Below are 23,779 nucleotides of genomic sequence, written 5' to 3' on the forward strand. Positions count from 1 at the left end.
CGGCGCATGGGTTCCCGCTTGCGCGGGAACGACGTGCCTTCCAGGACGCGTTTGCGTTCAACCATGTACACTGCCGACATTATCGCACTACACCGAACGACATCATGGAAGTCCCCGCAAAACCCCCTAAACTGAGCGCGCCGATCGACCAGGTGCGCGTGCGCGCGCTGTTCGGCCGCCCCGAGCGCGTCGCGCCGTCCGATTTCCTGCGCCGCGAAATCGCCTCGCGCATGTTCGACCGCCTGGAGCTGATCAAGCTCGCGCCCCAGCGCGTGCTGGACGCCGGCTGCGGCGCAGGTGCCGATCTCGCACTATTGCAAAAATCCTATCCCGCCGCCCACATCGTCGGCATCGACGCGGCCGAGGCCATGGCGCGCGCCGCCCAGGGTCCCGCCGCCAAGCCGTCGTCGCTGAACCAGCTGCTGAGCAAGCTGCTGCCGGCCAAGACCGGCATCGACACGCTGTGCGGCGATTTCGCCGAACTGCCGCTGGGCCCGAATTCGGTGGACCTGGTCTGGTCCAACCTGGCACTGCACTGGCATCCGCAGCCGGACCGCGTGTTCGCCGAGTGGCGCCGCGTGCTGCGCGTGAACAGCCTGCTGATGTTCTCCTGCTTCGGCCCGGACACCTTCCGCGAGCTGCGCGCCGCCTTTGCCGAGGCCGACCTGGCGCCGCACGCGCTGCCCTTCGTCGACATGCACGATTTCGGCGATCAATTGGTGGAGGCGGGCTTTTCGACGCCGGTGCTGGACATGGAGGTCATCACCGTCACCTACGACACGCCGCAAGCCCTGCTGGCCGATGTGCGCGCGCTGGGCGGCAACCCGCTCAGCACGCTGCGGCGCGGCCTGATGGGCAAACAGGCGTGGCGGCGCATGCTGGACACGCTGGAGAAAAACCGCCGCGCGGATGGCAAGCTGGGCCTGACTTTCGAGGTGATTTACGGCCACGCCTTTCGTCCGGCGCCCAAAGTGACGTCCAAGGGCGAGGCCATCATCCGATTTGATTTACCACGAAAGCCGCGCCAGTAGCGGGTTTGCGGGCGCACTGTGGCGCCCCGGGCTACGCCATAGTTGTGATTTGGATTATTTCTTGATGTGGATCGTTTTTGTTATATATAATCATTCACTAATTTTGCCAGCAGATCACGCAGCCAGCTATAAATCAGCGAGTGGAGCGATAGGCAGGCAAGCACGAGCACGAACGAGCAGTTGAATTAAGCAGAATCAGGCTTTCGCGTTGTCCCTGGGCAGTATCTGGGGATGAAGCGGCAAGCCTCAAGGTCCCGCCGGGGTCGCGTCACGAAGAATTTTTCGGACGAGGCTGGCATGGGGCCTGAAGTTGTTTAAGGAGCGCGGCGCCGGTTCAGTTCACCGAAATCCGGAGTCGTTAAAAAAATATTTTAATTTCTTGGGTGGTTGGGGAAAACATGAAACATGCGAAGCGACTTCAATCGTTGATGCTCGGGCTGTCGGTAACGGCGGCAAGTATCCCAGCGTGGGCGGCTGACAAGGCGGCATCCGCGGCAGGTACCTACACTGCGGCGACCGGCGGCACCGGCGGCCCCGTCGCCGGCGAGCTCAATCTGCAACCTCCGGCGACCCAGATCGCTTCCGAAATCTACAGCCTGCACACCTGGATGATGCTGGTCTGCCTGGTCATCTTCGTCGGCGTGTTCGGCGTGATGTTCTACTCCATCTTCAAGCACCGCAAATCGCTGGGCCACAAGCCGGCCACCTTCCACGAATCGACCGCCGTTGAAATCGCCTGGACCGTGGTGCCTTTCCTGATCGTCATCGGCATGGCGCTGCCCGCCACCCGCACCGTGGTCGGCATGAAGGACACCTCCAACGCCGACATCACCATCAAGGTCACCGGCATGCAGTGGAAGTGGGGCTACGACTACCTGAAAGGCGACGGCGAGGGCATCTCCTTCCTGTCCAACCTGTCGACCCCGCGCGCGCAAGTGGGCTCGCCCGGCTTCGAGCCGACCGAGAAGCGCGGCGACAACTACCTGATGGAAGTCGACAATGAAGTCGTCGTTCCGGTCAACAAAAAAATCCGCCTGGTCACCACCGCCAACGACGTGATCCACTCGTGGTCGATCCCGGCCTTCGGCGTCAAGCAGGACGCCATTCCCGGCTTCGTGCGCGACACCTGGTTCAAGGCCGAGCACACCGGCACCTATCGCGGTTTCTGCTCCGAGCTGTGCGGCAAGGAACACGCGTTCATGCCGATCGTGGTGCGCGTGGTCAGCGACGACGAGTACAAGACCTGGGTCGACGGCAAGAAAAAAGAAATGGCCGCGCTGGCCGACGATCCGAACAAGACCTGGACCATCGACGAGCTGAAAACCAAGGGCGAGAAAGTCTACTCGACCAACTGCGTGGTCTGCCACCAGGCCAACGGCAAGGGCGTGCCGGGCACGTTCGCGCCGCTGGACGGTTCGGCCGTGGTCAACGGTCCCAAGGCGGAACAGATCAACGTTCTGCTGCACGGTAAGAAGAGCGGCAAGTTCAGCGCTGAGATGCCGGCATGGAAGCAACTGTCGGATACGGATATTGCGGCTGTCATCACCTACACCCGTAACAGCTGGTCGAACAAGGCCGCCGAAAACATCGTTCAACCAGCCGAAGTTGTGGCTGCACGTAAGTAATCAGGAGCGTTACAAATGAGCACAAGCACCTTGGATCACGCACACGATCACGATCACGCTCACGACCATCCCCATGGTCTGTCGCGCTGGTTGTTCGCCACCAATCACAAAGACATCGGTACGCTGTACCTGTGGTTCTCCTTCATCATGCTGCTGTCCGGCGGCGTGCTGGCGCTGATGATCCGCACCGAGCTGTTCAAGCCGGGCCTGCAGTTCTTCCAGCCTGAGTTCTTCAACCAGCTCACCACCATGCACGGCCTGGTGATGGTGTTCGGCGCCATCATGCCGGCCTTCGTCGGCTTCGCCAACTGGATGATCCCGCTGCAGATCGGCGCGTCCGACATGGCCTTCGCCCGCATGAACAACTTCTCGTTCTGGCTGCTGCCACCGGCCGCCATCCTGCTGGCGACCTCGTTCCTGGTTCCCGGCGGCGCCACCGCGGCCGGCTGGACGCTGTACGCGCCGCTGTCGACCCAGATGGGCCCAGGCATGGACATGGCGATTTTCGCGATGCACCTGATGGGCGCCTCGTCGATCATGGGTTCGATCAACATCATCGTCACCATCCTCAACATGCGCGCCCCCGGCATGACCTTGATGAAAATGCCGATGTTCTGCTGGACCTGGCTGATCACCGCCTACCTGCTGATCGCCGTGATGCCGGTCCTGGCTGGCGCCATCACCATGACGCTGACCGACCGCCACTTCGGCACCTCGTTCTTCAACGCCGCCGGCGGTGGCGACCCGGTCATGTACCAGCACATCTTCTGGTTCTTCGGCCACCCCGAGGTCTACATCATGATTCTGCCGGCCTTCGGCATCGTCTCGCAGATCCTGCCGGCCTTTGCCCGCAAGCAGCTGTTCGGCTACGCCTCGATGGTGTACGCCACCGCGTCGATCGCGATCCTGTCGTTCATCGTCTGGGCCCACCACATGTTCACCACCGGCATGCCGGTGACCTCGCAGCTGTTCTTCATGTACGCGACCATGCTGATCGCGGTGCCGACCGGCGTCAAAGTGTTCAACTGGATCGCCACCATGTGGAAGGGTTCGATGACCTTTGAAACCCCGATGCTGTTCGCCGTGGGCTTCATCTTCGTGTTCACCATCGGCGGCTTCACCGGCCTGATCCTGGCCGTGACCCCGATCGACATCCAGCTGCAGGATACCTACTACGTGGTGGCGCACTTCCACTACGTGCTGGTGGCCGGCTCGCTGTTCGCGCTGTTCGCAGGCTTCTACTACTGGTCGCCGAAATGGACCGGCCACATGTACAACGAAACGATGGGCAAGACCCACTTCTGGCTGTCGCTGATCACCTTCAACATCACCTTCTTCCCGATGCACTTCCTGGGCCTGGCAGGCATGCCGCGCCGCTACGCCGACTATTCGGCGCAGTTCACGGACTTCAACATGATCGCGTCCATCGGCGCCTTCGGTTTCGGCCTGTCGCAGGTGTTCTTCCTGTTCTTCGTGATCCTGCCGACCATCCGCGGCGGCAAGAAAGCCGAAGCCAAGCCATGGGATGGCGCTGAAGGCCTGGAGTGGACCGTGCCGTCGCCGGCGCCGTTCCACACCTTTGAAACGCCACCGCAGTTCAAATAATCATGGCCGAACAGAAGAAGCCGAATAACGCGAGGACCGGCCTGCTGTTGGCCGGCGTGGCCCTGTTCTTTTTCCTGTCCGTGTTTGTCAAGCGGATGTGGCTGAGCTGACGTGAGCGAAGACAAGGAAACAGGCGGGCTGAACCGCACCCTGCTGGGCAAGCTGATCGTGGTGGCGGTGCTGATGTTCGGGTTCGCGTACGCGCTCAACCCGTTCTACCGCCAGATTTGCGAGGCGCTGGGCATCAACGTGCTGACCCAGAAGGACGGCACGGTCAGCATCGACGCCAACACGCAGATCGACAAGACGCGCAGCGTGACCATCGAGTTCGACGGCAACGCCCAGGGCCCGTGGCGTTTCCGCCCCGTGACGCACAGCATGAGCGTGCATCCGGGCGAGCTGGCGACGGTGATGTACGAGGTGGTCAACACCCAGAACCGCGAAGTCAGCGCGCAGGCCATCCCGAGCTACGCGCCGCAAAGCGCGATGCCGCATTTTAAGAAGGTCGAGTGTTTCTGCTTCAAGCAGCAGACCATGAAGCCGAACGAGGCGCGGCAGATGCCGGTGGTGTTCTTCATCGATCCGGCGCTGCCGAAGGACGTGAAGACCATCACGCTGTCGTACACCTTCTTCGAGGTGGGCGGTCTGGACAAAACCAAGACCGCGGCCAGGTAAGGGGGGCGCCATGGAAGAGAACAAGAAGCAAGCGTCGTTCATGTATTCGATGAAAGCGGTGTTCTGGTCGTTCTTCGGCCTGCGCCGCAAGAGCGATTTCGATACCGATTCGGCCAAGCTGAATCCGGTGCACATCATCATCGCGGCCTTGATCGGCGTGGCCTGTTTTATTGGACTGCTGATCACTATCGTAAAGCTTGTAGTTTCAAAATAAATTTAGGGAGATGAAGATGAGTTCACAAAACGCCGCGGCACCGTACTACTTCGTGCCTGGTCCATCCAAATGGCCGCTGCTGGCAGGCATGTCCCTGCTGACCACCATGATCGGCGCTTCGGCCTGGGTCAATGACTTGTCGTGGGGGCCGATCGTGAACTTCGTGGGCCTGGCCGCCATCATTTCGGTGCTGTACTTCTGGTTCGGCGACGCCATCAAGGAATCCGAGGCCGGCCAGTACGGCCAACGCGTCGACCATTCCTACCGCTGGTCGATGGCCTGGTTCATCTTCTCGGAGGTGATGTTCTTCGGCGCCTTCTTCGGCGCGCTGTTCTATGCCCGTTCGATCACCATGCCGTGGCTGGGCGACCTGGACCATAAATTCATCTGGCCGGACTTCGCCGCGCACTGGGGCAACACCGGTCCGGCCGGCACGGTGCAGGAATTCAAGACCATGGGTCCGTTCCCTATCCCGACCATCAACACCGCTCTGCTGCTGACCTCGGGCCTGACGCTGACCATCTCGCACCACGCGCTGCGCGCCGGCCACCGTGCGCAGACCGCGTTCTGGCTGTTCGCCACGATCGCGCTGGGCGCGGTCTTCATGGGCTTCCAGGCCTTCGAATACCACCACGCGTACACCGAACTGAACCTGAAGCTGACCTCGGGCATCTACGGCTCGACCTTCTTCATGCTGACCGGTTTCCACGGCTTCCACGTGACGATGGGCGCGATCATGCTGTCGGTGGTGCTGTACCGCGTGCTGCGCGGCCACTTCACGCCCGACCACCACTTCGCCTTCGAAGGCGCGGCCTGGTACTGGCACTTTGTGGACGTGGTCTGGCTCGGCCTGTACGTGGTCGTGTACTGGCTGTAACGAGGGACAGCAAGAACGATATAATGCCGCAGCGATGCTGCTGCGGCGCTGAAGAAAAAGCCGCATCGGGTCGACACCGGATGCGGCTTTTTTTGTTAGTTGCGGATGCCGGTGGGCTGGATGTAGCCGAGCTTGTAGGCGACCAGCAGCGCGATGAACAGCGCGATCGACAGCCCGACCCGCACCGCCAGCGCGCGCACGGTGTTGTTGCTCTTGCCCTTGTCGCGCATCAGGAAGAAGAACGCGGAAGCCAGGCTGCCGATGATCAGGATGAACGCGATGGCGACAGCAATTTTCATGGCGTGGCGGGGGAATGAATTGATGAAGGTTCCATTGTAATGGGTATTGCGTTCCGTTTTAAACTGATCCCTTTCGTGGCGACCGTGCTGGTGGTCACGCTGGGCATCCAGCTGGGCAACTGGCAGGAGCGCCGCGCCGCGCAAAAGCTGGTGTTGCAGGCCAAGCTGGCCCAGGGCAACGCCAGCGCGCCCGTGGTGCTGGACGGCGCGCCGCTGGCCGCCGAGGCGGTGGAATTCCGCCGCGTGGCCGTGACCGGCGAATTCGTCGCCAACTGGCCGCTGTACCTGGACAACCGCCCGTCGGCCGGGCGCTCCGGGTTTTATTTGCTGATGCCGTTTAAAATCGCGGGATCGGGCATGCATGTGCTGGTGGCGCGCGGCTGGCTGCCGCGCGATCCGGCCGACCGCGCCAAACTGCCGGCCTACGCCACGCCGTCCGGCCCGGTCACGCTGGAGGGCATGGCACGCATCGACGCCGGCCACGTGATGGAACTGGGCAAGGCGCCGGTGCTGACGCCCGGCATCATCGTGCAGAACGCCGATCCGCTGCAGGTGGCCAGGGACAGCGGCCTGACCATGCAGCCGTTCCTGATCGAGCAGGCCGCCCCGGCCAAGCCGGCCGGCGACGACGAGCGCATGGTGCGTGACTGGCCGGCGCCGGCGCTGGGCGTGGAAAAACATCAGGGCTATGCCTTCCAGTGGTACGCACTGTCGGCGATGGCTGTTATCTTCTTTGTGGTGAACGGATTCAGACGTGGAAAACAAAAGTAATCAAGGTCGTGGACGCTGGAAATTGTTGCTGGTGCTGGCCGTGTGCGCCGCGCCGCTGGTGGGTTCCTATCTCACGTATTACGTCATCAAGCCCAAGGGCGGCGTGACCAACTACGGCGCGCTGATCGATCCGCGCGACCATCCGATTCCGGCCATGGCCAGCACCACGCTGGACGGCAAGCCGGCCACGCTGGAGAACTACAAGGGCAAGTGGATCATGCTCAAGGTCGGCCCGTCCGACTGCCGGCAGGATTGCCAGGACCAGCTGTTCGCCATGCGCCAGCTGCGCACCATGCAGGGCAAGGAGATGGAGCGCATCGAGCGCGTGTGGCTGATCACCGACGACCAGCCGCTCGACACCCTGCTCATGCGCGTCAACGACGGCACCCGCATGCTGCGCGCGCCGGCCGCCGTGGTGGAAAAATGGCTGCCGCTGGAGCAGGCCGCCGGCGACCGCGCCGCCGACCACGTCTACCTGATCGACCCGCTGGGCAACTTGATGATGCGCTTCCCGAAAGGCGCGGTCTCCAGCGACACCGAGAAGGTGAAGAAGGTCCACAAGGACATCAGCAAGCTGCTCAAGGCTTCCGCGATAGGCTGACCCATGCATTCCACCACTCTCGCTCAAATGGCCGTGACGGCGCTGCTGGTGGCGCTGCTGCCGCTGTCGCTGGTGTGGACCTCGTCCGACGCCAACAAATACCGCAAGCTGGTCTGGGTCAGCGTGTTCCTGACGTTCGACCTGATCGTGTTCGGCGCCTTCACGCGCCTGACCGACTCCGGCCTGGGCTGCCCGGACTGGCCGGGCTGCTACGGCGCCGCCAATCCCTTCCTGGCGCACGAGCAGATCACGGCGGCCGAGGCGCTGCTGCCGACCGGCCCGGTGACGGTGTTCAAGGCCTGGATCGAGATGATCCACCGCTACCTGGCGATGGCGATCGGCGTGCTGATCGTGGCGATGATGGCGCAATCCTGGTATCAATGGCGCAAGTCGCAGGGCACGCGGTCCGAGTACGCGCCATGGCTGCCGACCGCGCTGTTCCTGTTCGTCTGCCTGCAGGGCGCGTTCGGCGCCTGGACCGTCACGCTGAAACTGCAGCCGGTGATCGTCACCACCCACCTGCTGCTGGGCATGGGCCTGCTGGCCTTGCTGGCCTGGTACGGCGGCCGCCAGAACCAGCTGATCGCGCCGATGCGCACGGTGACCGCCTCGCCGCCTGCGATGCGCAACATCCGCCTGCTGGCGGCCGTCTCGGCCGTGCTGCTGCTGGCGCAACTGGCGCTGGGCGGCTGGACCAGCACCAATTACGCCACCCTGGCCTGCACCGATTTCCCGCTGTGCGGCGGCAAGCTGGTACCGGACATGGACTTCGAGCACGGCTTCACGCTGTGGCGCGAGCTGGGCAAGACCGCCGCCGGCCACTACCTGCCGTTCTCGGCGCTGACGGCCATCCACTGGGTGCACCGCAACTTCGGCCTGCTGGTCGCGCTGGTGGCCGGCTACACAGCCTGGCGCGCGTGGGAGCACGCGGCGCTGCATAAAACCGCCCGCTACCTGGCGTTGACCTTGGGCGCGCAGATCGCCACCGGCATCGCCACCATCTACCTCAGCTTCCCGCTGGCGATCGCGGTGCTGCACAACGCTGGTGCGGCGCTGCTGGTCCTTTTGCTGACCATGTTAAACTACAAGGCTAAGTACCAGTACGATCTTGCCAAAAAGGCAGCCTCTGGCGCGGCATCCCTGCACACTACGCATCGCTAATGACCACACACACCGCCACCTCCAAATCCGCCAGCCGCGCCTCGCAATACTGGGCGCTGACCAAGCCCCGCGTCACCCAGCTGGCCGTGTTCTGCGCCGTGATCGGCATGTTCCTCGCCAGCGACGGCATGCCGGACTGGCGCCTGCTGGTTGCGGCCACCGTTGGCATCTGGCTGCTGGCCGGCGCGGCCTTCGCCGTCAACTGCCTGGCCGAGCGCGAGATCGACGCCCGCATGGCGCGCACCGCCCGCCGCCCGATGGCCATGGGCGAGATCACCGTCATGCAGACCGTGGTGTTCGCCGCCGTGATCGGTGGCGCCGGCATGTGGATCCTGTATTCGCTGGTGAACCCGCTGACGATGTGGCTGACCTTTGTCACCTTCGTCGGCTACGCCATCATCTACACCATGATCCTGAAGCCGGCCACGCCGCAGAACATCGTCATCGGCGGCCTGTCGGGCGCGATGCCGCCGGCGCTGGGCTGGGCCGCCGTCGCCAACGACGTGCCGATGCAAGCCTGGCTGCTGGTGCTGATCATCTTCGTCTGGACGCCGCCGCACTTCTGGGCGCTGGCCATGTACCGCCGCGACGACTACGCCAAGTCCGGCCTGCCGATGCTGCCGGTCACGCACGGCATGCAGTTCACGCAGTTCCACGTCTGGCTGTACTCGATCGCGCTGGCCGCCACCACCTTGCTGCCGTACGCGGTGCACATGAGCGGCCTGATCTACCTGGTTAGTGCCATCGCGCTGAACGCCGTGTTCCTGCACCACGCCTGGAAAATCTACCGCCACTACACCGACCTGATCGCCCGCAAGGCCTTCACCTGGTCGATCATCTACCTGTCGCTGCTGTTCGTGGCGCTGCTGGTGGACCACTACTTCAAATACTGATGAAAAAACTGCTCGCTGTCGGCCTGATGGCCCTGTCTGTATTACTGGCCGCCTGCGAGCGCAGGCCCGCCGCGCCGCGTCTGGAATTCACCAACACCGACCTGACCGGCCTGCCATACGCCAAGGACTTCGCGCTGACCGACCACAACGGCAAGCCGCGCACGCTGGCCGATTTCAAAGGCAAGGTCGTGCTGATGTTCTTCGGCTATACCCAGTGCCCGGACGTGTGCCCGACCACGATGGCCGAGATGTCGGCCGCGATGAAGGAGCTGGGCCCGCAGGCCGACCAGGTGCAGGTGCTGTTCGTCACCGTCGACCCCGAGCGCGACACGCAGCAGCTGCTGGCCGAATACGTGCCGGCCTTCGACAAGCGCTTCCTGGGCCTGTACGGCACGGCCGAGCAGACCGCCGCCGTCGGCAAGGAATTCAAGGTGTACTACGCCAAGGTGCCGGGCAAGACGCCGGGCAGCTACTCGATGGACCACACCGCCGCCAGCTACGTGTTCGACAAGCAGGGCAAGATCCGCCTGCTGGTGCGCGCCGGCCAGGGTCCGGCGCCCATCGTGCACGACCTGAAACTGCTGCTGGCCCAGCCCTGACGGCGCGCGCATGCATCCGCGCTTCCAGCCCTACACCCGCCTCGCCGCCATCGTCCTGCTGGTGATCGGCTGCCTGACGGTGCTGCGGCCCTTCCTGGCCGCCATCCTGTTCGCCACCGCCATCACCATCTCCAGCTGGCCGTTGTACCTGCGGCTGCTGGCACGCTGCAAGCAGCGCCGCTGGCTGGCCGCCGCCACCATGAGCGCCGGCCTGACCGTGCTGATCATCGTGCCGCTGGCGCTGGTGACCTGGAACATTGCCGACAATGCCACCGAATTCTATGAACAAATCAAGGCCAGCCTGGGCAGCGGCACGCTGGTGCCGCCGGCCTGGCTGAAGGAATTCCCGCTGGTGGGCGAGGCGGCCGACACGTATCTGCGCAAGCTGCTGGGCAGCCGCGAGGAATTGCTCAACGTCGCCAGGAACCTGCTGGAGCCGGCGCGCCGCTTCCTGCTGGGTGGCGGCATGGTGCTGGGCAGCGGCGTGGCGCAGGTCAGCCTGGCGGTGTTCGTCAGCTTCTTCCTGTACCGCGACGGCCAGGCGCTGCTGGCGGCGCTGGCCACCGGCCTGGACAAGCTGATCGGCGAGCAGGCCACGGCCGTGGCGGACACCGTCAGCCGCACCGTGCGCGGCGTCATGTACGGCCTGCTGGGCACGGCGCTGGCGCAGGCCGGCGTGGCCGCCGTCGGCTTCCTGATCGCCGGCGTGCCGGCGGTGGCGCTGCTGTCGGTGGCCACCTTCCTGCTGTCGCTGATCCCGGTCGGCCCGCCGCTGATCTGGGGCGGCGCGGCGGCCTGGCTGTTCAGCGAGGGCAGCACCGGCTGGGGCATCTTCATGCTGGTGTGGGGATTTTTCGTGATCAGCGGCGTCGACAACGTCGTCAAGCCCATGCTGATCAGCCGAGGCAGCAGCCTGCCGTTCATCCTGGTGCTGCTGGGCGTGATGGGCGGCGTGCTGGCGTTCGGCTTCGTCGGCCTGTTCATCGGCCCGACCCTGCTGGCCGTGGGCCTGGGCCTGCTGCGCAACTGGACCGGCGAGGCCGCCTAGAAATTGACCATCTGCGCGGCGGTGTCGGCGTCCGTGTGGCGCTCGAAGATGCGGCGCAGCGTGCCGTCCTCGCGCATCGCCTTCACCCCCTGGCGGAAGCGCTCCACGGTGGCCTCGTCGACGCTGCGGCGCGACAGCACCAGCCCCGACACCATGTTCTCGCGCGGCGCCCAATCCATCACGCTGTAGGTACCGGCCAGCTGCTCCTGCTTGACCAGCGGATACCAGCTGGTGGGCGTGACCATGACGGCGTCCACCCGGCCCAGTTTGAACAGCCGCATCATCGACAGGTGGTCGGGTGTCTCGTACACGCGGCCCTGTTCCCGCAGCTTGGCCAGCCATGCCTCGTAGGCGCGGCCGTGCTTGTAGCTCTTGACCACAGCGATCTTGTATTGGGGATCGGCGAGGAAGCTGTCCATGCCGTTCAGGCGCGCGCTGAGCCCCTTGTGCAGCAGGACGAAATTTCGGTCGATCATGTAGGGCACGAAGCGGCCGATCTTTTCGCGTTCCGGCAGCGGAATGGCCGACACCGAAATGTCGACGTTGCCATTGGCTAGCGCGGCCCAGATGCGCACCCTGGAGTCGATGCTGACATCCAGCTTGCAATCGAGCCGGCGGGCCAGCTCGTCGACCACGTCCTTGTCGATGCCGGTCCAGCCGCCGGTGGCGGTGCGGTAGAACAGCGCGCCGTCCTCGTAGAAGGCCACGCGCAGGTGGTCGCAGCCGCCGCGCGGCGCCGTTAGGCCGGGGACGGCGGGGCAGAGCAGGGCGCAGCAAAGGATCAGACGGCCAAGCACAGCGCCTCCTACCAAGTTAGTCCTGGTCCGCGTTGTCCTCGGTGTCATCCTTGGGGATGACCTTGACCAGCAGGATGCGCGGGCCGTTCATTTTCTTCGCGACGATGTCGAAATTGCGGAAACTGATGCGTTGTCCCTGCTTGGGGATGTCGCCCAGCTTCAGCATGATCAGGCCTCCTACGGATTCTACCTCTTCCAGGCCCAGGTCCTCGTTTTCGATATCGATACCCAGTGTGCGCTCCAGCGAGAAGATAGGCAAGCTGGCCTTGCCGATCAGCGTGCCGTCGGACTGCTTGAGCCAGTCGTTCTCGTTGAGGCGGAACTCGTCGTGGATCTCGCCCACCATCGCGCCCAGCAGGTTGTCGAGCGTGATGAAGCCCAGCGGCCGCTTGCCCTTTTCGCCGATCAGCGCGAAGTGCGGCGCGCCGTCGCGGAAGCGGCGGAACTGCTCCAGCGCCGGGGTGCGGGCCGAGATCGTCTCCACCGGGCGCAGGAAGGGCACCAGGTCGGTCACCGGCTTGCCCGACTGCTGGGCGAAGAACAGGTCCTTCAGGTGCACCACGCCCAGCACGGTCTCGCCGTCCTTGTCGTAGTAGGGGTAGCGGCTGAAGCGGTTGCGCAGCATGGTCTGCAGGTTGTCGTTGAGCGGACGGTTGGCGTACAGGCCGATCACCTCGTTAATCGGGCGCATCAGGTCGGACACCGCCAGGTCGCTGAAATCGAGCGAATGGGCCAGGATGTTGCGTTCGTCCTCGTTGAACTTTTCGCCGGGGCGGCTGGTGCGCAGGATCAGCTTGAGCTCGTCGACCGAGTAGTGGCTGTCGTGGCCGCCCTTGCCCGACAGGCCGGCCAGGCCCAGCACCAGGCTGGCGCTGCCGTTGAGCACCCAGATGAAGGGATACATGGCCCAGTAGAAGCCGTACAGCGGCAGCGCGCTCCACAGGCCGATGGCTTCCGGCATGCGGATCGCCAGCGACTTGGGCGCCAGCTCGCCAACCACGATGTGCAGGAAGGAGATCACGCAGAAGGCGAACACGAAGGCGATGCCGTGGACAATCTCCGGCGAGCTGACGCCGACCGCGTGCAGCAGCGGCTCCAGCAGGCCGGCGAAGGCCGGTTCGCCGACCCAGCCCAGGCCCAGCGAGGCCAGGGTGATGCCGAGCTGGCAGGCGGACAGGTAGGCGTCCAGTTCGCCGTGCACCTTGCCGAGGATGCGGCCCTTGAGTCCCTGTGTCTTGGCGATGGCGCGCACGCGCGTCTTGCGCAGCGTGACGATGCCGAATTCGGCCGCCACGAAGAATCCATTGAGCGCGACCAGGAACACGGCGAGCACGACAAGCAGAAGGTTTTGCATAGGGTCCGAGCGGGGAGCTCAGGTAGTCGAAACCAGCATCTTAAACGACTGTGCCGTGGTGCAGCGCAAAAAACGGAATTGAACTGCGCGTTCAGGGCGACTGAATGATTGACGGGCGGCGTGGATTCATCGATTGCGTGGGAAAATTTATTATGTCAGCATGAGCCATGCTTACACTTAAAGACGAAAAATGGAAAGAGCTACCGGGCGCGTATAGAGTCCCATATGACGCCTCGGTAGCTTTGCGGTCGATGCAAGACGGAATTGAGGTATGGGATGAGCTATGGAATGAGCTTCATCATCAAGGCGATGTCGATATCGCTTCTTATGCGGCGATTCCTCACCTGGTTCGCATCGCCAAGGGAGAGGCCAGCCGTGATTGGAATTTTTACGGATTGCTGGCGACCATCGAGGTTGCGCGCCATCGAAGAGGCAACCCCGCCATACCTGCTTGGTTGAAAACAGATTACGACGGCGCCTGGACAGAAGCTTCGGCGTTGGCGTTGGCGGATATGCGCTCAGAATTTGATAGTTCCACTACTCGCGCCATCCTCAGTGTGCTCGCGTTGGCAAAAGGCGATTTGAAGCTTGGCGCCATGCTGTCGGGATTGGATGACTCTGAGCTGGATGAGTGGTTGGAAGAGCGATTAGCTTGGTCAGAGCTGTACGAATAATTCGGCTTGCGGCCAAAAGCAGACAGCCCCAAGACAGGTAAGTTTTATAGAGAGCTGCATGAACATGAATTTGAAGGCCATACACCTACCAGAAATTGAGGCGCTTCGCCGTAGATGCAAGGCGCTGGCAATGCTCGATGCCTTGATTTGCCCTGAATGGGACTACCGGTATTACAGTTTCAATGCGAACTGGTCCACGGGTGAAGAAATGGCGTCCATGCGCAATGGGCAAGGAGATGAGTGGTTCCTTTTGTTCGATAAGGCTGGCGCGGCTCTCAAAGGTTTTGCACACGACTCGGACGTTGTTAAGTCAGACCATGCGAAGAGAATTCAAATTGAAGTTCCACCGAGTTTTAGTTCTTTTTTATCTGAGTCTGCGTTTTCAATGGACGACGCCACATTTTGTTATTGGCAGAGCGTTGGTGCCTCCGAATGGTCGAAGGTAAGCGCGAAAGCTCCGGAATTGGATGATGGCAGTACGGCTTTGCTTGCGCTCCTTATCGATCCTGCGGAGCCATATGTAGAATTTGCAAACGACTACTTTGAGAAAAATATTTCCGTTGAACTTGTTCGCTGTGTGTATAGCCTTCATCCTATAGATGAGCGACTAGTTTCGTCTGCGAATTCTGGACTAGCAATTGCCGATGCGCTGACTACGGCAAGGGAGATTGGTTATCCGATTGTGGACGAGCTTACCAGCAACGAGCGGTCATAAGCAGCCGAGTGAGATTGCCAGAGCGGAGTTTTTTGCGAGATACCACAATGACTCGAATTTTTTCGCTACCCATCGTAGTGCTATTCGTATTCAGCAGTTCAGCCAGCGAACTTAAGATTGTCGAAAAGCCGAAACAGCCGGAGAGTAAGCAACAGTGCAATGACCGGGGTGGAAAATGGATTCTTTTTCCAATGGGTCGGTTCTATTTTTGTGCCATCAAAACCACCGATGCGGGCAAGGCATGTATTGATGATCAAGAGTGCCAAGGGGATTGCACTCCTGTGGAAGACACGGCCGTGAAACCGGGCATCTGCGCCTCGACATTGGCAATGCCGAGCGGATGCACCCAACACTTGGTTGGCGGCAAAATAATCTCAGAGCCTTGTATTTAAAATGCGGCTGAAACCGGCAGATACCGGACGGCCACTCTATGCGTGGCTCGCTACGTGGGCGTTGTCGGCAATCGAAAAGGATGGAAGGCGATCCTGGGATTCTAGCCTGTCGCCCAAAGTGCCTTGCGCACTGTCTCGAGTGCCATTTCGATCTAGCTGTCAATTCCATCCCACGCAAGCTCAACCATCTCGGTGCGCCGCGCCGTATGACTTGACCGCTCCACTTGGTCCAAGTAATATTAACTCGTCATGTAACGGTGCGCATCGGCATAACCCATGTGGTGAACGCCTAGCCAGTCTGTCGATGTTTTGCATGACACTTGAGGGATTCGACCCAATAGAACACGTAAGGAGGCCGTCGAATCCACCGCCCAAGGTAACGTGCGAAAGCAAGCTTGCCAGTTAGCCTTCAAAAAGGCAGCGGATGCAGCAACCGGGTAACGCGAGTGTGTAACTCGCTCTGGATGGGTTCTCGTTTCGAGAGAGCTCTGCTGTATTACATCTTTTTGAAAGCTATCAACATGATTTCACCTACTACATCATCCACCACATCTGACGATATGCGTCCTTGGGAGGCGGCGTTGTTGCGCTTGCTGGAAAAGCGGTCGGTGGTGGTTACAAAAGAAGAAGCAACGCAAATTGCTGCTCAGATCGACGATCCCGTCGACGGCCGTGACGTCGTAAATATGGCTCGAAGGGTCGCGAAGGAGTTGTGCGCCAGCGATAGAAATGCTGCCCGAGAATCCGGAATTCTGCTGCTGAAGGAACTCGCCAAAGCTGGCGATGGGTACTCTATCTTGGTTCACGCTTGGGTGCGCTGGAATGATGGCCCATTGAAGAATCATCAGCATGCACTGATGCTTGTTGAGGAGGCCTACAAGCAACCTTGGGTGGACTATCCGGAATCACCACAACGCGTAGCGCTCGGCGAGATCTTTCGTCTTCATGGTCTTCTGCTTTTGAAGGGCGAAAAGGTCAAGCGAGATCCGGTCGACGCGCTGAACCGCTTCAAGTTCGCCGCTGACAAATATCTCGACGGAGAAGCGGCCTCGTATGCGGCTAAGATGCATAGCCGGAACGCGACGGCTGAGTTCAAGGACAAGGCTAAACCGCATGCCAAAGCGGTCGAATGGTACACTAGCCGCGCCGCCGCAGGGGGAGCCAAACCTCCTATGAGCGAAGGTGCTCAGGGAGGTCAGTCGTGAACTATCGTCCCTTACAAACACGTTCGCTGAGTGATCAGAAAAATGCCCCGCATTGCGTTATCTGCGGCTCGAGCCATGACGACTTCCACAACCTACTGGTATGCGTGAGCGGATCGCTGGAGAGTATGGAAGATGGAGAGTTCGTGCATTTGGCGTGCGCGCGCAGATCGTCAAGCTATAGTTTTTGCCGTTATTGCGATCTCGGCGGAACAGTGAAAGTGTTCTACGCTGAAGACATCAATGACGAAGGTGAGTGCTCAGATCACGAAGGTGAATCTGTGCCAGACTACCCTGAAGCCGATCAAGACTCGTTCATCGAGAATATGCAGGACCGGTAGCGCTGCTTCGAGGCAGTGAGCGAAAAGGCCGTGGTTGTGCACACGGCCTTTTTTTCGTTCCCGAATTGGCGCCATCGGTCGCCCAGCAACGGCAGCTCTTGGCCGAATTCGGCTGACGGCGCCGCGTGATGACTTGGTGGCTTTGCCAAACACCCTCGAGTTTTATGATTTATAGCGCGAGGCATGGTGCGGCTGTGGTGGGCCTAATATACTATTTGCATCTACCCAGCGGACAGCTTCTGACCGGTCACGGTCTTTCAGAACTCTAACTCATCTGACACCTCGTCTCAGGTCAAGTCTGAGCTGGTATCTTAAGTACACACTCTTCGCCGCCTCCTGATGCATTCTTGAATTGAAATGTCACTGGTCGGCCATGTGCTCGGGAAAGAGTAAGGAAAAATGGGCACCTACGCCAGCTTGCGCGCCATCTGCAACCGCCAGAGCTACGTTGCCCATTGCTCGCGCCGTATCACCACAGGCATAGATGCCTGGTACGCTGGTCTTCCTGGTCATGAGATCGACCTGTATAAAATTCCCGAGAGGTCCCGCTTCAAAAGCGCAACCCGCCTGTTCAGCCAAGGGGCTGGCCATGCGCGTGCGGGAAAGCGTGAAAAGACCGTTCATCTGTTTCGTCGACCCGTCTTCCAACTCCACGTCCGCATCACCGCTAATGAGACGGATGCGGTTTTCATCAATCGTGACACCCCGGTCGAACAAAGTCTTGCGTTGAGCCTCATCCGGAATGAAGCTTTGGTTGGTGAACAAGGTAACCGTGCCCCAATCAGGCAACATCTGAGCATGGTGCATCGATAGTTCTCCGCTTGCGATAACGCCGATGCTGCCAGCGTTCAATTCATAGCCATGGCAGTACGGACAGTGAAAGACGGTTTTCCCCCAGCGCTCCTTCAGGCCTTCGATTGCGGGCAGCTCATCGACCACGCCGGTCGCCAGAATAACGCGCTTCCCCCTCATCAATCCGCTATCGGTTTGAATCAGGAACGTGCCTTTTTCTTTTTCAATATTGAGTGCCTGTGCAGCCAGCCAGACGGCATTTGGATAGCGTAGCAATTGCTCCTTGCCGTCAGCTGCGATATCGGCGGCCGCGCGCCCGTCCTGTCCCAGGAATCCGTGGGAATGTTTAGCGAAGCGGTTGCGACGCAGTCCGCTATCAATGACCAGCACAGGGCGTCTTGTACGGGCTATTTGGGTAGCGGCGGATAGTCCCGCGTAGCTTCCTCCGACAACGATTACATCATAGGTCATGGTGTTCATGCGGATCCTTTGAATGTTTATGCTTCGCGTAGCGAAGATTAAAGTCCGTCGACAAATCCCCCAGGGTGACGTCGCCGAGCCGGCTGATGAGTAACTGCTCAGCCTCCTGGAATGCGCCGTTCAAGGCGTTGTTGACCGCCTGTTCGACCAGACATGCGGGGTTCTCGCTCCGATTTCCCATTGCGAAGACGGCGGGTGCGCCGACCGCCTCGTAGATATCTCGTAGAGTCACCTTTTGAAGGTCGCAACTTAAGGACCAGCCACCGCCATGCCCCTTATCCGATGCGACGTAGCCGCGGGTCCGCAGTCCCGCCAGCACACGCCTTACCAATACGGCGTTCGTTTGCAGATAGCCCGCGAGCTCTTCGGAGGTAAGTGGTCGATCGATGTATTGCATGTGCAAAAGCACATGCAGCACGGAAGAAAGCTTGTTGTCTCGTCTCATGTAACTAATGATAGTACATGAAACAAGGCAGATCAAGCTTCAGATTAGTCCCTGGTCTTATTCGGCGATGGCAAAAGGCCCGCTGTGGACCGCCGACAAGATGGCCTCGATGGCCGGGTGGGTAATCTTGCGGACGTTGGAGATGGCGAAGAACTGTTCGCGCAGCTCGGGCGCGTCGCCCACCAGCACGGCGCCGAACTGCTCCTCGATGTCCTGCGCCAGCGCCGACGGCGCGAAGAACAGCCCCAGGCCATTGCGGCCGAAGGTATTGAGCATGGCGTTGTCCTCGAACTCGCCGACGATGTCCGGCCGCACCTGATGCTGCACGAACCAGGCGTCGATGCGGCCGCGCAGCGCGTTGTTGCGGGTCGGTAGCAGCAGCGGGGCGCCGTGCAGGCTGGCCGGGAAGTTGCGCCGGTACTTGCGCGCCAGCTTGTGCACGCCGTACAGCTTCATGTCGCTTTCGCCCAGCAGGTGGCTGAACACCTTCAGGCTGCCGCCGGCGCGCACCGCGCGGTCGGTCAGCACCACATCCAGCTTGCCCAGCGCCAGATCGGCCAGCAGCGATTCAAATTCGTTCTCCATGCACACCAGCCGCACACGCTGCTCCAGCTGTTGCGTCGCCTGCAGCAGGCGGTAGGCGATCAGCTTGGGCAGCGAGTCCGAGATGCCGACCGTGAGGCGCATCTTGTCCGCCTCCGCTTCGTCCAGCGCGTCCTGCAGCTGGTCGCCGAGCAGGAAGATCTGGTCGCAATAACTGAGCGCCAGCTTGCCCGCCTCGGTCGGCACCAGGCGCCGGCCCTGCGGCTCCAGCAGCTGCTTGCCGATCGATTGTTCCAGCGATGCCAGTTGCATGCTGATGGTCTGCACGGCCAGCCCGAGGCGTTCGGCCGCGCGCGTGACGCCGCCTTCCTTGGCCACCATCCAGAAGAAGTAAAGATGCCGGAAATTGAGTCCGCTGGTTTTCATGATCTTCTATTTTTACGAAGTAATACTTCAATTATCTTCTATTTTTTAAAAACCGTTTGTTCTCTACACTGCATCCCATCGATTTATAACCAAGAGAGAAAAACATGAAGCACTTCAAAGTGTCTTTCCTCGTCACGTTCCTCTGCCTTGCGGCTGCGGGCTGGTGGGGCTACGAACTGACCGGATGGAGCGGCGCCTTGTCCGCCGTGGGTATCGCCGCGATCCTGGCCGCGATGGAAGTGTCGCTGTCGTTCGATAACGCGGTGGTCAACGCCTCGGTGCTGAAGACCTGGGACGCCTACTGGCAGAAGCTGTTCCTCGGCGTCGGCATCATCATCGCGGTGTTCGGCATGCGCTTGCTGTTCCCGCTGGTGATCGTGGCGGTGGCTGCGGACATCGGCATCATGGATGTGTGGCACCTGGCGCTGAACGACCCGAAAACGTACTCGATGCACCTGACGAATCACCACGCGGAAGTGGCGGCATTCGGCGGCATGTTCCTGCTGCTGGTGTTCCTGAACTTCCTGTTCGATGACGAGAAAGAAGTCCACTGGCTGGGCAACGTCGAGAAGAAACTCGGCTCGCTGGGCAAGGTGTCCTCGATCTCGGTAATGATTGCGCTGGCTGTCCTACTGGGCTCCATGGGCCTGGTAGGCGAAGCGCAGAAGCTGGTGGTGCTGGTGTCCGGCCTGTGGGGCATCCTGATCTACGTCGGTGTCGACGCGGTCAGCAACCTGCTGGAGAAGGAAGAAGAAGGCAGCAATGTCGGTGACCTGGTCAAGAAGGGCGGTATCGGTGGTTTCCTGTACCTGGAAGTGCTCGATGCTTCGTTCAGCTTCGACGGCGTGATCGGCGCGTTCGCCATCACCACCGACGTCGTGATCATCATGCTGGGCCTGGCGATTGGCGCGATGTTCGTCCGCTCGCTGACGGTGTACCTGGTGAAGAAAGGCACGCTCGACGAATTCGTCTTCCTGGAGCACGGCGCGCACTATGCGATCGGTATCCTGGCCGCGATCATGTTGGCGAGTATGAAGTACCACATCCCGGAACTGTTCACCGGTCTGATTGGCGTGGCCTTCATCGCTGCCTCGCTGTGGTCCTCGGTGCGCCACCGCCGCAAGCAGGAAGCCGCCGTCGCCATCGCTGCATAACGTATTCAAGAATTCGGCGGGCCGTTAATTACGGACACGGCCCGCCGCCTGTAGTACCCAAAGTCCGGTTCTCTTTTTAGGAGCATCACATCATGGCAATCAGTCTGCAAAAAGGCGGCAACGTTAATCTGAGCAAGGAAGCTCCAGGCCTGTCGAAAATCGTGGTCGGTCTGGGTTGGGACGTGCGCAACACCGACGGCAAGGACTTCGACCTGGACGGCTCGGCCTTCATGCTGAAGGTGGACGGCAAGGTCCGCGCCGACAATGACTTCATCTTCTACAACAACCTGAAATCGTCCGACCAGTCGGTGACCCACTCCGGCGACAACCGCACCGGCGCCGGCGATGGCGACGACGAAACCGTCACCATCGACCTGACCAAGGTGCCGGCCGACGTGGAGCGCATCGCCATCTGCGCGACGATCCACGAGGGCGACGAGCGCCGCCAGAATTTCGGCATGGTGCAGAAGGCCTTCATCCGCTGCCTGAACGGCGCCGGCAACGGCGAGATCGCCCGCTACGACCTGTCGGAAGACGGCTCGACCGAATCGGCGATGATCTTCGGCGAGGTGTATCGCAACGGCGCCGATTGGAAGTTCAAGGCCGTCGGCCAGGGCTTCAAGGGCGGCCTGGGTCCGTTGGCATCGTCGTTCGGCGTGCGCGTTTAATTTGATGGAATAAGAAAGGACTCAATCATGCCTAAATTTTCGATCACCGGCGACATCGATCCCTTCCTGCATGTCTCGCTGGCTCACGGTGAAAAGATCTACTGCGAGTCGGATGCGATGGTGATGATGGAAGCGGCGCTCGATTTGAAGGGCAAGGTCACCGGCGGCATCGGCGCGGCTCTGATGCGCCGCTTCGCCAACGGCGAGTCCTTCTTCCAGCAGCACATCGAGGCAGTGCGCGGCGAGGGCGATTGCCTGCTGGCGCCGCGGCTGCCCGGAGCGATGCAGGTGCTCGACGTCGGCCAGCGGCAGTACATGCTGAGCGACGGCGCCTTCGTCGCCGCCACCTCCAGCGTCGAGCTGAAGGTGCGTACCCAAAGCCTGGGCAATGCGCTGTTCGCGCAGAGCGGCGGCTTTTTCATCACCGAGACCGCGGGCGTAGGCCAGGTTGCGGTATCGGGCTTCGGCTCGATCTCGCAGCTGGAGGTCACGCCGGGTCGCGATGTGATTATCGATAACTCGCACGTGGTGGCATGGGACAGCGCGCTGCGCTACGAAATCTCGGTCACCACGGGCGGCAACAGCGGCTTTCTGAGCAATCTGGTCAACAGCCAGACCAGCGGCGAAGGCATGGTGCTGCGTTTTTCCGGCCAGGGCAAGATCCTGATCTGCTCGCGCAACGGCGCGGCATTCCAGGCCTGGGCGCAGCGCGGCGTTGCGCAGTAACTTCACAGGAGATTCAAAATGTCAGTCAGTTTAAGCAAGGGCCAGAAAATTTCGCTGGCCAAGGAATCGGGCGGCGCATTGGGCCGCGTGACCATGGGCCTGGGTTGGGACGCGATCAAGAGCAAGGGCTTCCTGGGCTTCGGCTCGAAGACCGAGGCGGTCGACCTGGACGCCTCGTGCGTGATGTTCAACGAATCCGGCGCGCCGGTGGACGTGATCTGGTTCCGCCAATTGAAGAGCAGGGACGGCAGCATCCAGCACACCGGCGACAACCGCACCGGCGCCGGCGACGGTGACGACGAGCAGATCAACGTCGACCTGAACGCTGTGCCGGCCACGGTCAAGAGCCTGGTGTTCACGGTGAACAGCTTCACCGGCCAGACCTTCGCGCAGGTGGAGAACGCCTACTGCCGCCTGCTCGACGCCACTGGCGGGCAGGAGGTCGCGCGCTTCAACCTGTCGGTGCAGGGCCCGCACTCGGCGCAGATCATGGCCAAGCTGTACCGCCACAACGGTGAATGGAAGATGCACGCCATCGGCGAAAATGGCAAAGGCCGCACCTTCGACGACCTGCTGCCGCAAATCGCCGCCCACTTGTAACACCAGCAACTTGGGGTCAAGTCTGACATTCGGACACGAGCTCTGCCGTAGAAGGCTTCTACGGCAGAGCTCGTGTCCGAATGTCAGACTTGACCCCAAATTGCACGGTATAATGTTGCTATGGAAAAACTGCGAGACTATGCCGAGATTGTTGCTCAAGCTTCGAAAGGGGAGCTGGTTTTTCCTACGAGCGTCAACGCCGCGCTGCGACTGCAACTGGCGCTGGCCGATCCCGATTGCGATACCGAGGATGTGATCCGCAAGGTGCTGGGCGAGCCGCTGCTGGCCGCGCGCACCGTGGCGCTGGCCAATGCGGTGGTGTTCAACCGCGGCGGCGCGCCCGTCACCAGCGTGCGCGCTGCGGTCCAGCGCGTCGGCTTCCGCAACCTGTACACGATGGCGGCCGCGATGGTGGTGCGCCAGTTCGGCAGCCGCATCCGTGACGCCGCCTTGCGCGCGCAGGCCGAACAACTTTGGCGCCACTCGGCCCATGTGGCCGCGCTGGCCCACGTGATCGCCCGCAAGCTGACCCGCACCGATGCCGACACCGCGCTGTTCGCCGGCATCGTCCACGCGGCGGGCGGCTTCTACCTGCTGGCCCGCGCCGACGATATCCCCGGCCTGCTCGACGATCCGGAAGACTGGATGGGCGCGGCGCAGGAGATCATCACCCGCGAAATCATGAAGAAGATGGCGATCCCGGAGCCGGTCTCCCAGGCCATCGTCTCGCTGCGCGGCGCCACGTTGACGCCGCCCCCGCTGGGCCTGCGCGATACGCTGCTGATCGCCAAGCACCTGGCCCCCGTGCCGTCGCCGCTGGCGCCGCAGCGCGAGCACGCCAGCCTGGCCGGCTTTGTCGACGACAACGCCACGCTGGACCAGATCCTGTTCGATTCCTCCGACGAGGCCGCCTCCATGAGCGCCGCGCTGCTGGCCTGAGTGTTGTTTGGAGTTGTTTCCAAGCTAGTCCCCGGGCACTAATTGTGTCGAAAATAATGTCTAAGGCACAATTGTTGCCGAAAGTCTGGCAATATGCGGATCGTGCGACACGCCAGAAGCGTGTATGCTAAC

Annotated in this window: 29 protein-coding genes; 22 read left to right on the forward strand and 7 right to left on the reverse strand. The window is 61.4% G+C overall.

Going from position 1 to position 23,779, the window contains the following annotated elements:
• The first annotated feature begins 104 nt into the window (after positions 1-104).
• From ACUJB0_RS10240 to ACUJB0_RS10270, 7 genes are all read left to right on the forward strand, one after another.
• Positions 105-1,031: a methyltransferase domain-containing protein gene (locus tag ACUJB0_RS10240; protein ID WP_444845128.1), complete on the forward strand. Its 927-nt coding sequence runs from the start codon at positions 105-107 to the stop codon at positions 1,029-1,031.
• A gap of 398 nt (positions 1,032-1,429) precedes the next feature.
• Positions 1,430-2,656 (forward strand): cytochrome c oxidase subunit II, encoded by a 1,227-nt coding sequence (gene coxB, locus ACUJB0_RS10245; RefSeq protein WP_444845129.1) that lies wholly within the window; start codon positions 1,430-1,432, stop codon positions 2,654-2,656.
• A gap of 15 nt (positions 2,657-2,671) precedes the next feature.
• On the forward strand, positions 2,672-4,261 hold the full coding sequence (ctaD, locus tag ACUJB0_RS10250; RefSeq protein WP_444845130.1) for a cytochrome c oxidase subunit I: 1,590 nt from the start codon (positions 2,672-2,674) through the stop codon (positions 4,259-4,261).
• A 2-nt stretch (positions 4,262-4,263) separates the two neighbouring features.
• On the forward strand, positions 4,264-4,371 hold the full coding sequence (locus ACUJB0_RS10255) for a cytochrome oxidase small assembly protein (protein WP_217431321.1): 108 nt from the start codon (positions 4,264-4,266) through the stop codon (positions 4,369-4,371).
• 1 nt (position 4,372) lies between these two features.
• The gene (locus ACUJB0_RS10260; RefSeq protein ID WP_444845131.1) at positions 4,373-4,936 is read left to right on the forward strand and encodes a cytochrome c oxidase assembly protein; all 564 of its coding nucleotides are present in this window, start codon (positions 4,373-4,375) and stop codon (positions 4,934-4,936) included.
• A 10-nt stretch (positions 4,937-4,946) separates the two neighbouring features.
• Positions 4,947-5,150 carry a DUF2970 domain-containing protein gene (locus ACUJB0_RS10265; protein ID WP_444845132.1) on the forward strand — a complete coding sequence of 68 codons (204 nt, stop codon included), beginning with the start codon at positions 4,947-4,949 and terminating at the stop codon, positions 5,148-5,150.
• Positions 5,151-5,166: 16 nt separating this feature from the next.
• Positions 5,167-6,027 (forward strand): cytochrome c oxidase subunit 3, encoded by an 861-nt coding sequence (locus tag ACUJB0_RS10270; protein ID WP_444845133.1) that lies wholly within the window; start codon positions 5,167-5,169, stop codon positions 6,025-6,027.
• A 95-nt stretch (positions 6,028-6,122) separates the two neighbouring features.
• On the opposite strand, the gene ACUJB0_RS10275 is transcribed toward ACUJB0_RS10270, so the two are convergent.
• Positions 6,123-6,326 (reverse strand): twin transmembrane helix small protein, encoded by a 204-nt coding sequence (locus tag ACUJB0_RS10275; protein WP_444845134.1) that lies wholly within the window; start codon positions 6,324-6,326, stop codon positions 6,123-6,125.
• 39 nt (positions 6,327-6,365) lie between these two features.
• On the opposite strand from ACUJB0_RS10275, the gene ACUJB0_RS10280 reads away from it, so the two are divergent.
• The 6 genes from ACUJB0_RS10280 to ACUJB0_RS10305 are packed head-to-tail and all read left to right on the forward strand — an operon-like array spanning position 6,366 to position 11,399.
• Positions 6,366-7,097: an SURF1 family protein gene (locus ACUJB0_RS10280; RefSeq protein ID WP_444845135.1), complete on the forward strand. Its 732-nt coding sequence runs from the start codon at positions 6,366-6,368 to the stop codon at positions 7,095-7,097.
• The gene (locus ACUJB0_RS10285) at positions 7,081-7,698 is read left to right on the forward strand and encodes an SCO family protein (RefSeq protein WP_444845136.1); all 618 of its coding nucleotides are present in this window, start codon (positions 7,081-7,083) and stop codon (positions 7,696-7,698) included. The genes ACUJB0_RS10280 and ACUJB0_RS10285 overlap by 17 nt, the downstream gene beginning before the upstream one ends.
• Before the next feature lie 3 nt (positions 7,699-7,701).
• Positions 7,702-8,859, forward strand: coding sequence for a COX15/CtaA family protein (locus ACUJB0_RS10290; RefSeq protein ID WP_444845137.1), 1,158 nt, complete (start codon positions 7,702-7,704; stop codon positions 8,857-8,859).
• Positions 8,859-9,752, forward strand: coding sequence for a heme o synthase (cyoE, locus tag ACUJB0_RS10295; protein ID WP_444845138.1), 894 nt, complete (start codon positions 8,859-8,861; stop codon positions 9,750-9,752). The genes ACUJB0_RS10290 and cyoE overlap by 1 nt, the downstream gene beginning before the upstream one ends.
• Positions 9,752-10,351, forward strand: a complete 600-nt coding sequence (locus ACUJB0_RS10300) for an SCO family protein (RefSeq protein ID WP_161082551.1) — start codon at positions 9,752-9,754, stop codon at positions 10,349-10,351. Before cyoE ends, ACUJB0_RS10300 begins: the two co-directional genes overlap by 1 nt.
• Positions 10,352-10,361: 10 nt before the next feature.
• Positions 10,362-11,399, forward strand: coding sequence for an AI-2E family transporter (locus tag ACUJB0_RS10305; RefSeq protein WP_444845139.1), 1,038 nt, complete (start codon positions 10,362-10,364; stop codon positions 11,397-11,399).
• On the opposite strand, the gene ACUJB0_RS10310 is transcribed toward ACUJB0_RS10305, so the two are convergent.
• Together ACUJB0_RS10310 and ACUJB0_RS10315 are read right to left on the reverse strand one after the other, a co-directional pair.
• On the reverse strand, positions 11,396-12,196 hold the full coding sequence (locus ACUJB0_RS10310; protein WP_444845140.1) for a substrate-binding periplasmic protein: 801 nt from the start codon (positions 12,194-12,196) through the stop codon (positions 11,396-11,398). The genes ACUJB0_RS10305 and ACUJB0_RS10310 overlap by 4 nt on opposite strands.
• Before the next feature lie 16 nt (positions 12,197-12,212).
• A complete protein-coding gene (locus ACUJB0_RS10315) occupies positions 12,213-13,550 on the reverse strand; it encodes a hemolysin family protein (protein ID WP_444845141.1) in 1,338 nt (445 codons plus the stop codon).
• A gap of 167 nt (positions 13,551-13,717) precedes the next feature.
• Here ACUJB0_RS10315 and ACUJB0_RS10320 point away from each other — a divergent pair, with 167 nt between their 5' ends.
• Positions 13,718-14,224: a hypothetical protein gene (locus ACUJB0_RS10320; protein ID WP_444845142.1), complete on the forward strand. Its 507-nt coding sequence runs from the start codon at positions 13,718-13,720 to the stop codon at positions 14,222-14,224.
• Positions 14,225-14,282: 58 nt separating this feature from the next.
• The gene (locus tag ACUJB0_RS10325; protein WP_444845143.1) at positions 14,283-14,939 is read left to right on the forward strand and encodes a hypothetical protein; all 657 of its coding nucleotides are present in this window, start codon (positions 14,283-14,285) and stop codon (positions 14,937-14,939) included.
• A gap of 98 nt (positions 14,940-15,037) precedes the next feature.
• Here ACUJB0_RS10325 and ACUJB0_RS10330 read toward each other — a convergent pair whose 3' ends face one another.
• Positions 15,038-15,205, reverse strand: coding sequence for a hypothetical protein (locus tag ACUJB0_RS10330; protein ID WP_444845144.1), 168 nt, complete (start codon positions 15,203-15,205; stop codon positions 15,038-15,040).
• 647 nt (positions 15,206-15,852) lie between these two features.
• On the opposite strand from ACUJB0_RS10330, the gene ACUJB0_RS10335 reads away from it, so the two are divergent.
• Positions 15,853-16,536: a hypothetical protein gene (locus ACUJB0_RS10335; RefSeq protein WP_444845145.1), complete on the forward strand. Its 684-nt coding sequence runs from the start codon at positions 15,853-15,855 to the stop codon at positions 16,534-16,536.
• On the forward strand, positions 16,533-16,874 hold the full coding sequence (locus ACUJB0_RS10340) for a hypothetical protein (RefSeq protein WP_444845146.1): 342 nt from the start codon (positions 16,533-16,535) through the stop codon (positions 16,872-16,874). The genes ACUJB0_RS10335 and ACUJB0_RS10340 overlap by 4 nt, the downstream gene beginning before the upstream one ends.
• 360 nt (positions 16,875-17,234) lie before the next feature.
• Here the strand turns inward: ACUJB0_RS10340 and ACUJB0_RS10345 are convergent, their stop codons facing one another.
• The 3 genes from ACUJB0_RS10345 to nhaR are packed head-to-tail and all read right to left on the reverse strand — an operon-like array spanning position 17,235 to position 19,560.
• Positions 17,235-18,146 carry an NAD(P)/FAD-dependent oxidoreductase gene (locus ACUJB0_RS10345; protein WP_444845147.1) on the reverse strand — a complete coding sequence of 304 codons (912 nt, stop codon included), beginning with the start codon at positions 18,144-18,146 and terminating at the stop codon, positions 17,235-17,237.
• Complete coding sequence (locus ACUJB0_RS10350; RefSeq protein ID WP_444845148.1) at positions 18,127-18,591, reverse strand: Rrf2 family transcriptional regulator; 465 nt, start codon at positions 18,589-18,591, stop codon at positions 18,127-18,129. Before ACUJB0_RS10350 ends, ACUJB0_RS10345 begins: the two co-directional genes overlap by 20 nt.
• 57 nt (positions 18,592-18,648) lie before the next feature.
• The gene (gene nhaR / locus ACUJB0_RS10355) at positions 18,649-19,560 is read right to left on the reverse strand and encodes a transcriptional activator NhaR (protein ID WP_444845149.1); all 912 of its coding nucleotides are present in this window, start codon (positions 19,558-19,560) and stop codon (positions 18,649-18,651) included.
• 104 nt (positions 19,561-19,664) lie between these two features.
• Here nhaR and ACUJB0_RS10360 point away from each other — a divergent pair, with 104 nt between their 5' ends.
• From ACUJB0_RS10360 to ACUJB0_RS10380, 5 genes are all read left to right on the forward strand, one after another.
• On the forward strand, positions 19,665-20,714 hold the full coding sequence (locus tag ACUJB0_RS10360; RefSeq protein WP_161082559.1) for a DUF475 domain-containing protein: 1,050 nt from the start codon (positions 19,665-19,667) through the stop codon (positions 20,712-20,714).
• 92 nt (positions 20,715-20,806) lie between these two features.
• Positions 20,807-21,382, forward strand: a complete 576-nt coding sequence (locus tag ACUJB0_RS10365; protein WP_444845150.1) for a TerD family protein — start codon at positions 20,807-20,809, stop codon at positions 21,380-21,382.
• Positions 21,383-21,409: 27 nt separating this feature from the next.
• A complete protein-coding gene (locus tag ACUJB0_RS10370) occupies positions 21,410-22,108 on the forward strand; it encodes a TIGR00266 family protein (RefSeq protein WP_161082561.1) in 699 nt (232 codons plus the stop codon).
• Between the two features lie 18 nt (positions 22,109-22,126).
• The gene (locus ACUJB0_RS10375) at positions 22,127-22,708 is read left to right on the forward strand and encodes a TerD family protein (RefSeq protein WP_444845151.1); all 582 of its coding nucleotides are present in this window, start codon (positions 22,127-22,129) and stop codon (positions 22,706-22,708) included.
• Positions 22,709-22,828: 120 nt separating this feature from the next.
• Positions 22,829-23,647 (forward strand): HDOD domain-containing protein, encoded by an 819-nt coding sequence (locus ACUJB0_RS10380; protein WP_444845152.1) that lies wholly within the window; start codon positions 22,829-22,831, stop codon positions 23,645-23,647.
• Positions 23,648-23,779 lie beyond the last annotated feature (132 nt).

Origin of the sequence: Duganella caerulea, assembly GCF_040362985.1 — a bacterium.
Lineage (GTDB): Bacteria > Pseudomonadota > Gammaproteobacteria > Burkholderiales > Burkholderiaceae_D > Rugamonas > Rugamonas vulcania.

Excerpts from the sequence above, each read along its gene's own strand:
- ACUJB0_RS10335 (WP_444845145.1), top strand. The coding sequence starts at position 15,853 with ATGATTTCACCTACTACATCATCCACCACATCTGACGATATGCGTCCT.
- ACUJB0_RS10380 (WP_444845152.1), top strand. The coding sequence starts at position 22,829 with ATGGAAAAACTGCGAGACTATGCCGAGATTGTTGCTCAAGCTTCGAAA.
- ACUJB0_RS10315 (WP_444845141.1), bottom strand. The coding sequence starts at position 13,550 with ATGCAAAACCTTCTGCTTGTCGTGCTCGCCGTGTTCCTGGTCGCGCTC.
- ACUJB0_RS10270 (WP_444845133.1), top strand. The coding sequence starts at position 5,167 with ATGAGTTCACAAAACGCCGCGGCACCGTACTACTTCGTGCCTGGTCCA.
- ACUJB0_RS10350 (WP_444845148.1), bottom strand. The coding sequence starts at position 18,591 with ATGAGACGAGACAACAAGCTTTCTTCCGTGCTGCATGTGCTTTTGCAC.
- ACUJB0_RS10375 (WP_444845151.1), top strand. The coding sequence starts at position 22,127 with ATGTCAGTCAGTTTAAGCAAGGGCCAGAAAATTTCGCTGGCCAAGGAA.
- ACUJB0_RS10265 (WP_444845132.1), top strand. The coding sequence starts at position 4,947 with ATGGAAGAGAACAAGAAGCAAGCGTCGTTCATGTATTCGATGAAAGCG.
- ACUJB0_RS10360 (WP_161082559.1), top strand. The coding sequence starts at position 19,665 with ATGAAGCACTTCAAAGTGTCTTTCCTCGTCACGTTCCTCTGCCTTGCG.
- ACUJB0_RS10280 (WP_444845135.1), top strand. The coding sequence starts at position 6,366 with ATGGGTATTGCGTTCCGTTTTAAACTGATCCCTTTCGTGGCGACCGTG.
- ACUJB0_RS10255 (WP_217431321.1), top strand. The coding sequence starts at position 4,264 with ATGGCCGAACAGAAGAAGCCGAATAACGCGAGGACCGGCCTGCTGTTG.
- ACUJB0_RS10305 (WP_444845139.1), top strand. The coding sequence starts at position 10,362 with ATGCATCCGCGCTTCCAGCCCTACACCCGCCTCGCCGCCATCGTCCTG.
- ACUJB0_RS10345 (WP_444845147.1), bottom strand. The coding sequence starts at position 18,146 with ATGAACACCATGACCTATGATGTAATCGTTGTCGGAGGAAGCTACGCG.
- ACUJB0_RS10290 (WP_444845137.1), top strand. The coding sequence starts at position 7,702 with ATGCATTCCACCACTCTCGCTCAAATGGCCGTGACGGCGCTGCTGGTG.
- ACUJB0_RS10365 (WP_444845150.1), top strand. The coding sequence starts at position 20,807 with ATGGCAATCAGTCTGCAAAAAGGCGGCAACGTTAATCTGAGCAAGGAA.
- coxB (WP_444845129.1), top strand. The coding sequence starts at position 1,430 with ATGAAACATGCGAAGCGACTTCAATCGTTGATGCTCGGGCTGTCGGTA.
- ctaD (WP_444845130.1), top strand. The coding sequence starts at position 2,672 with ATGAGCACAAGCACCTTGGATCACGCACACGATCACGATCACGCTCAC.
- ACUJB0_RS10300 (WP_161082551.1), top strand. The coding sequence starts at position 9,752 with ATGAAAAAACTGCTCGCTGTCGGCCTGATGGCCCTGTCTGTATTACTG.
- nhaR (WP_444845149.1), bottom strand. The coding sequence starts at position 19,560 with ATGAAAACCAGCGGACTCAATTTCCGGCATCTTTACTTCTTCTGGATG.
- ACUJB0_RS10320 (WP_444845142.1), top strand. The coding sequence starts at position 13,718 with ATGCTTACACTTAAAGACGAAAAATGGAAAGAGCTACCGGGCGCGTAT.
- ACUJB0_RS10370 (WP_161082561.1), top strand. The coding sequence starts at position 21,410 with ATGCCTAAATTTTCGATCACCGGCGACATCGATCCCTTCCTGCATGTC.
- ACUJB0_RS10325 (WP_444845143.1), top strand. The coding sequence starts at position 14,283 with ATGAACATGAATTTGAAGGCCATACACCTACCAGAAATTGAGGCGCTT.
- ACUJB0_RS10240 (WP_444845128.1), top strand. The coding sequence starts at position 105 with ATGGAAGTCCCCGCAAAACCCCCTAAACTGAGCGCGCCGATCGACCAG.
- cyoE (WP_444845138.1), top strand. The coding sequence starts at position 8,859 with ATGACCACACACACCGCCACCTCCAAATCCGCCAGCCGCGCCTCGCAA.
- ACUJB0_RS10275 (WP_444845134.1), bottom strand. The coding sequence starts at position 6,326 with ATGAAAATTGCTGTCGCCATCGCGTTCATCCTGATCATCGGCAGCCTG.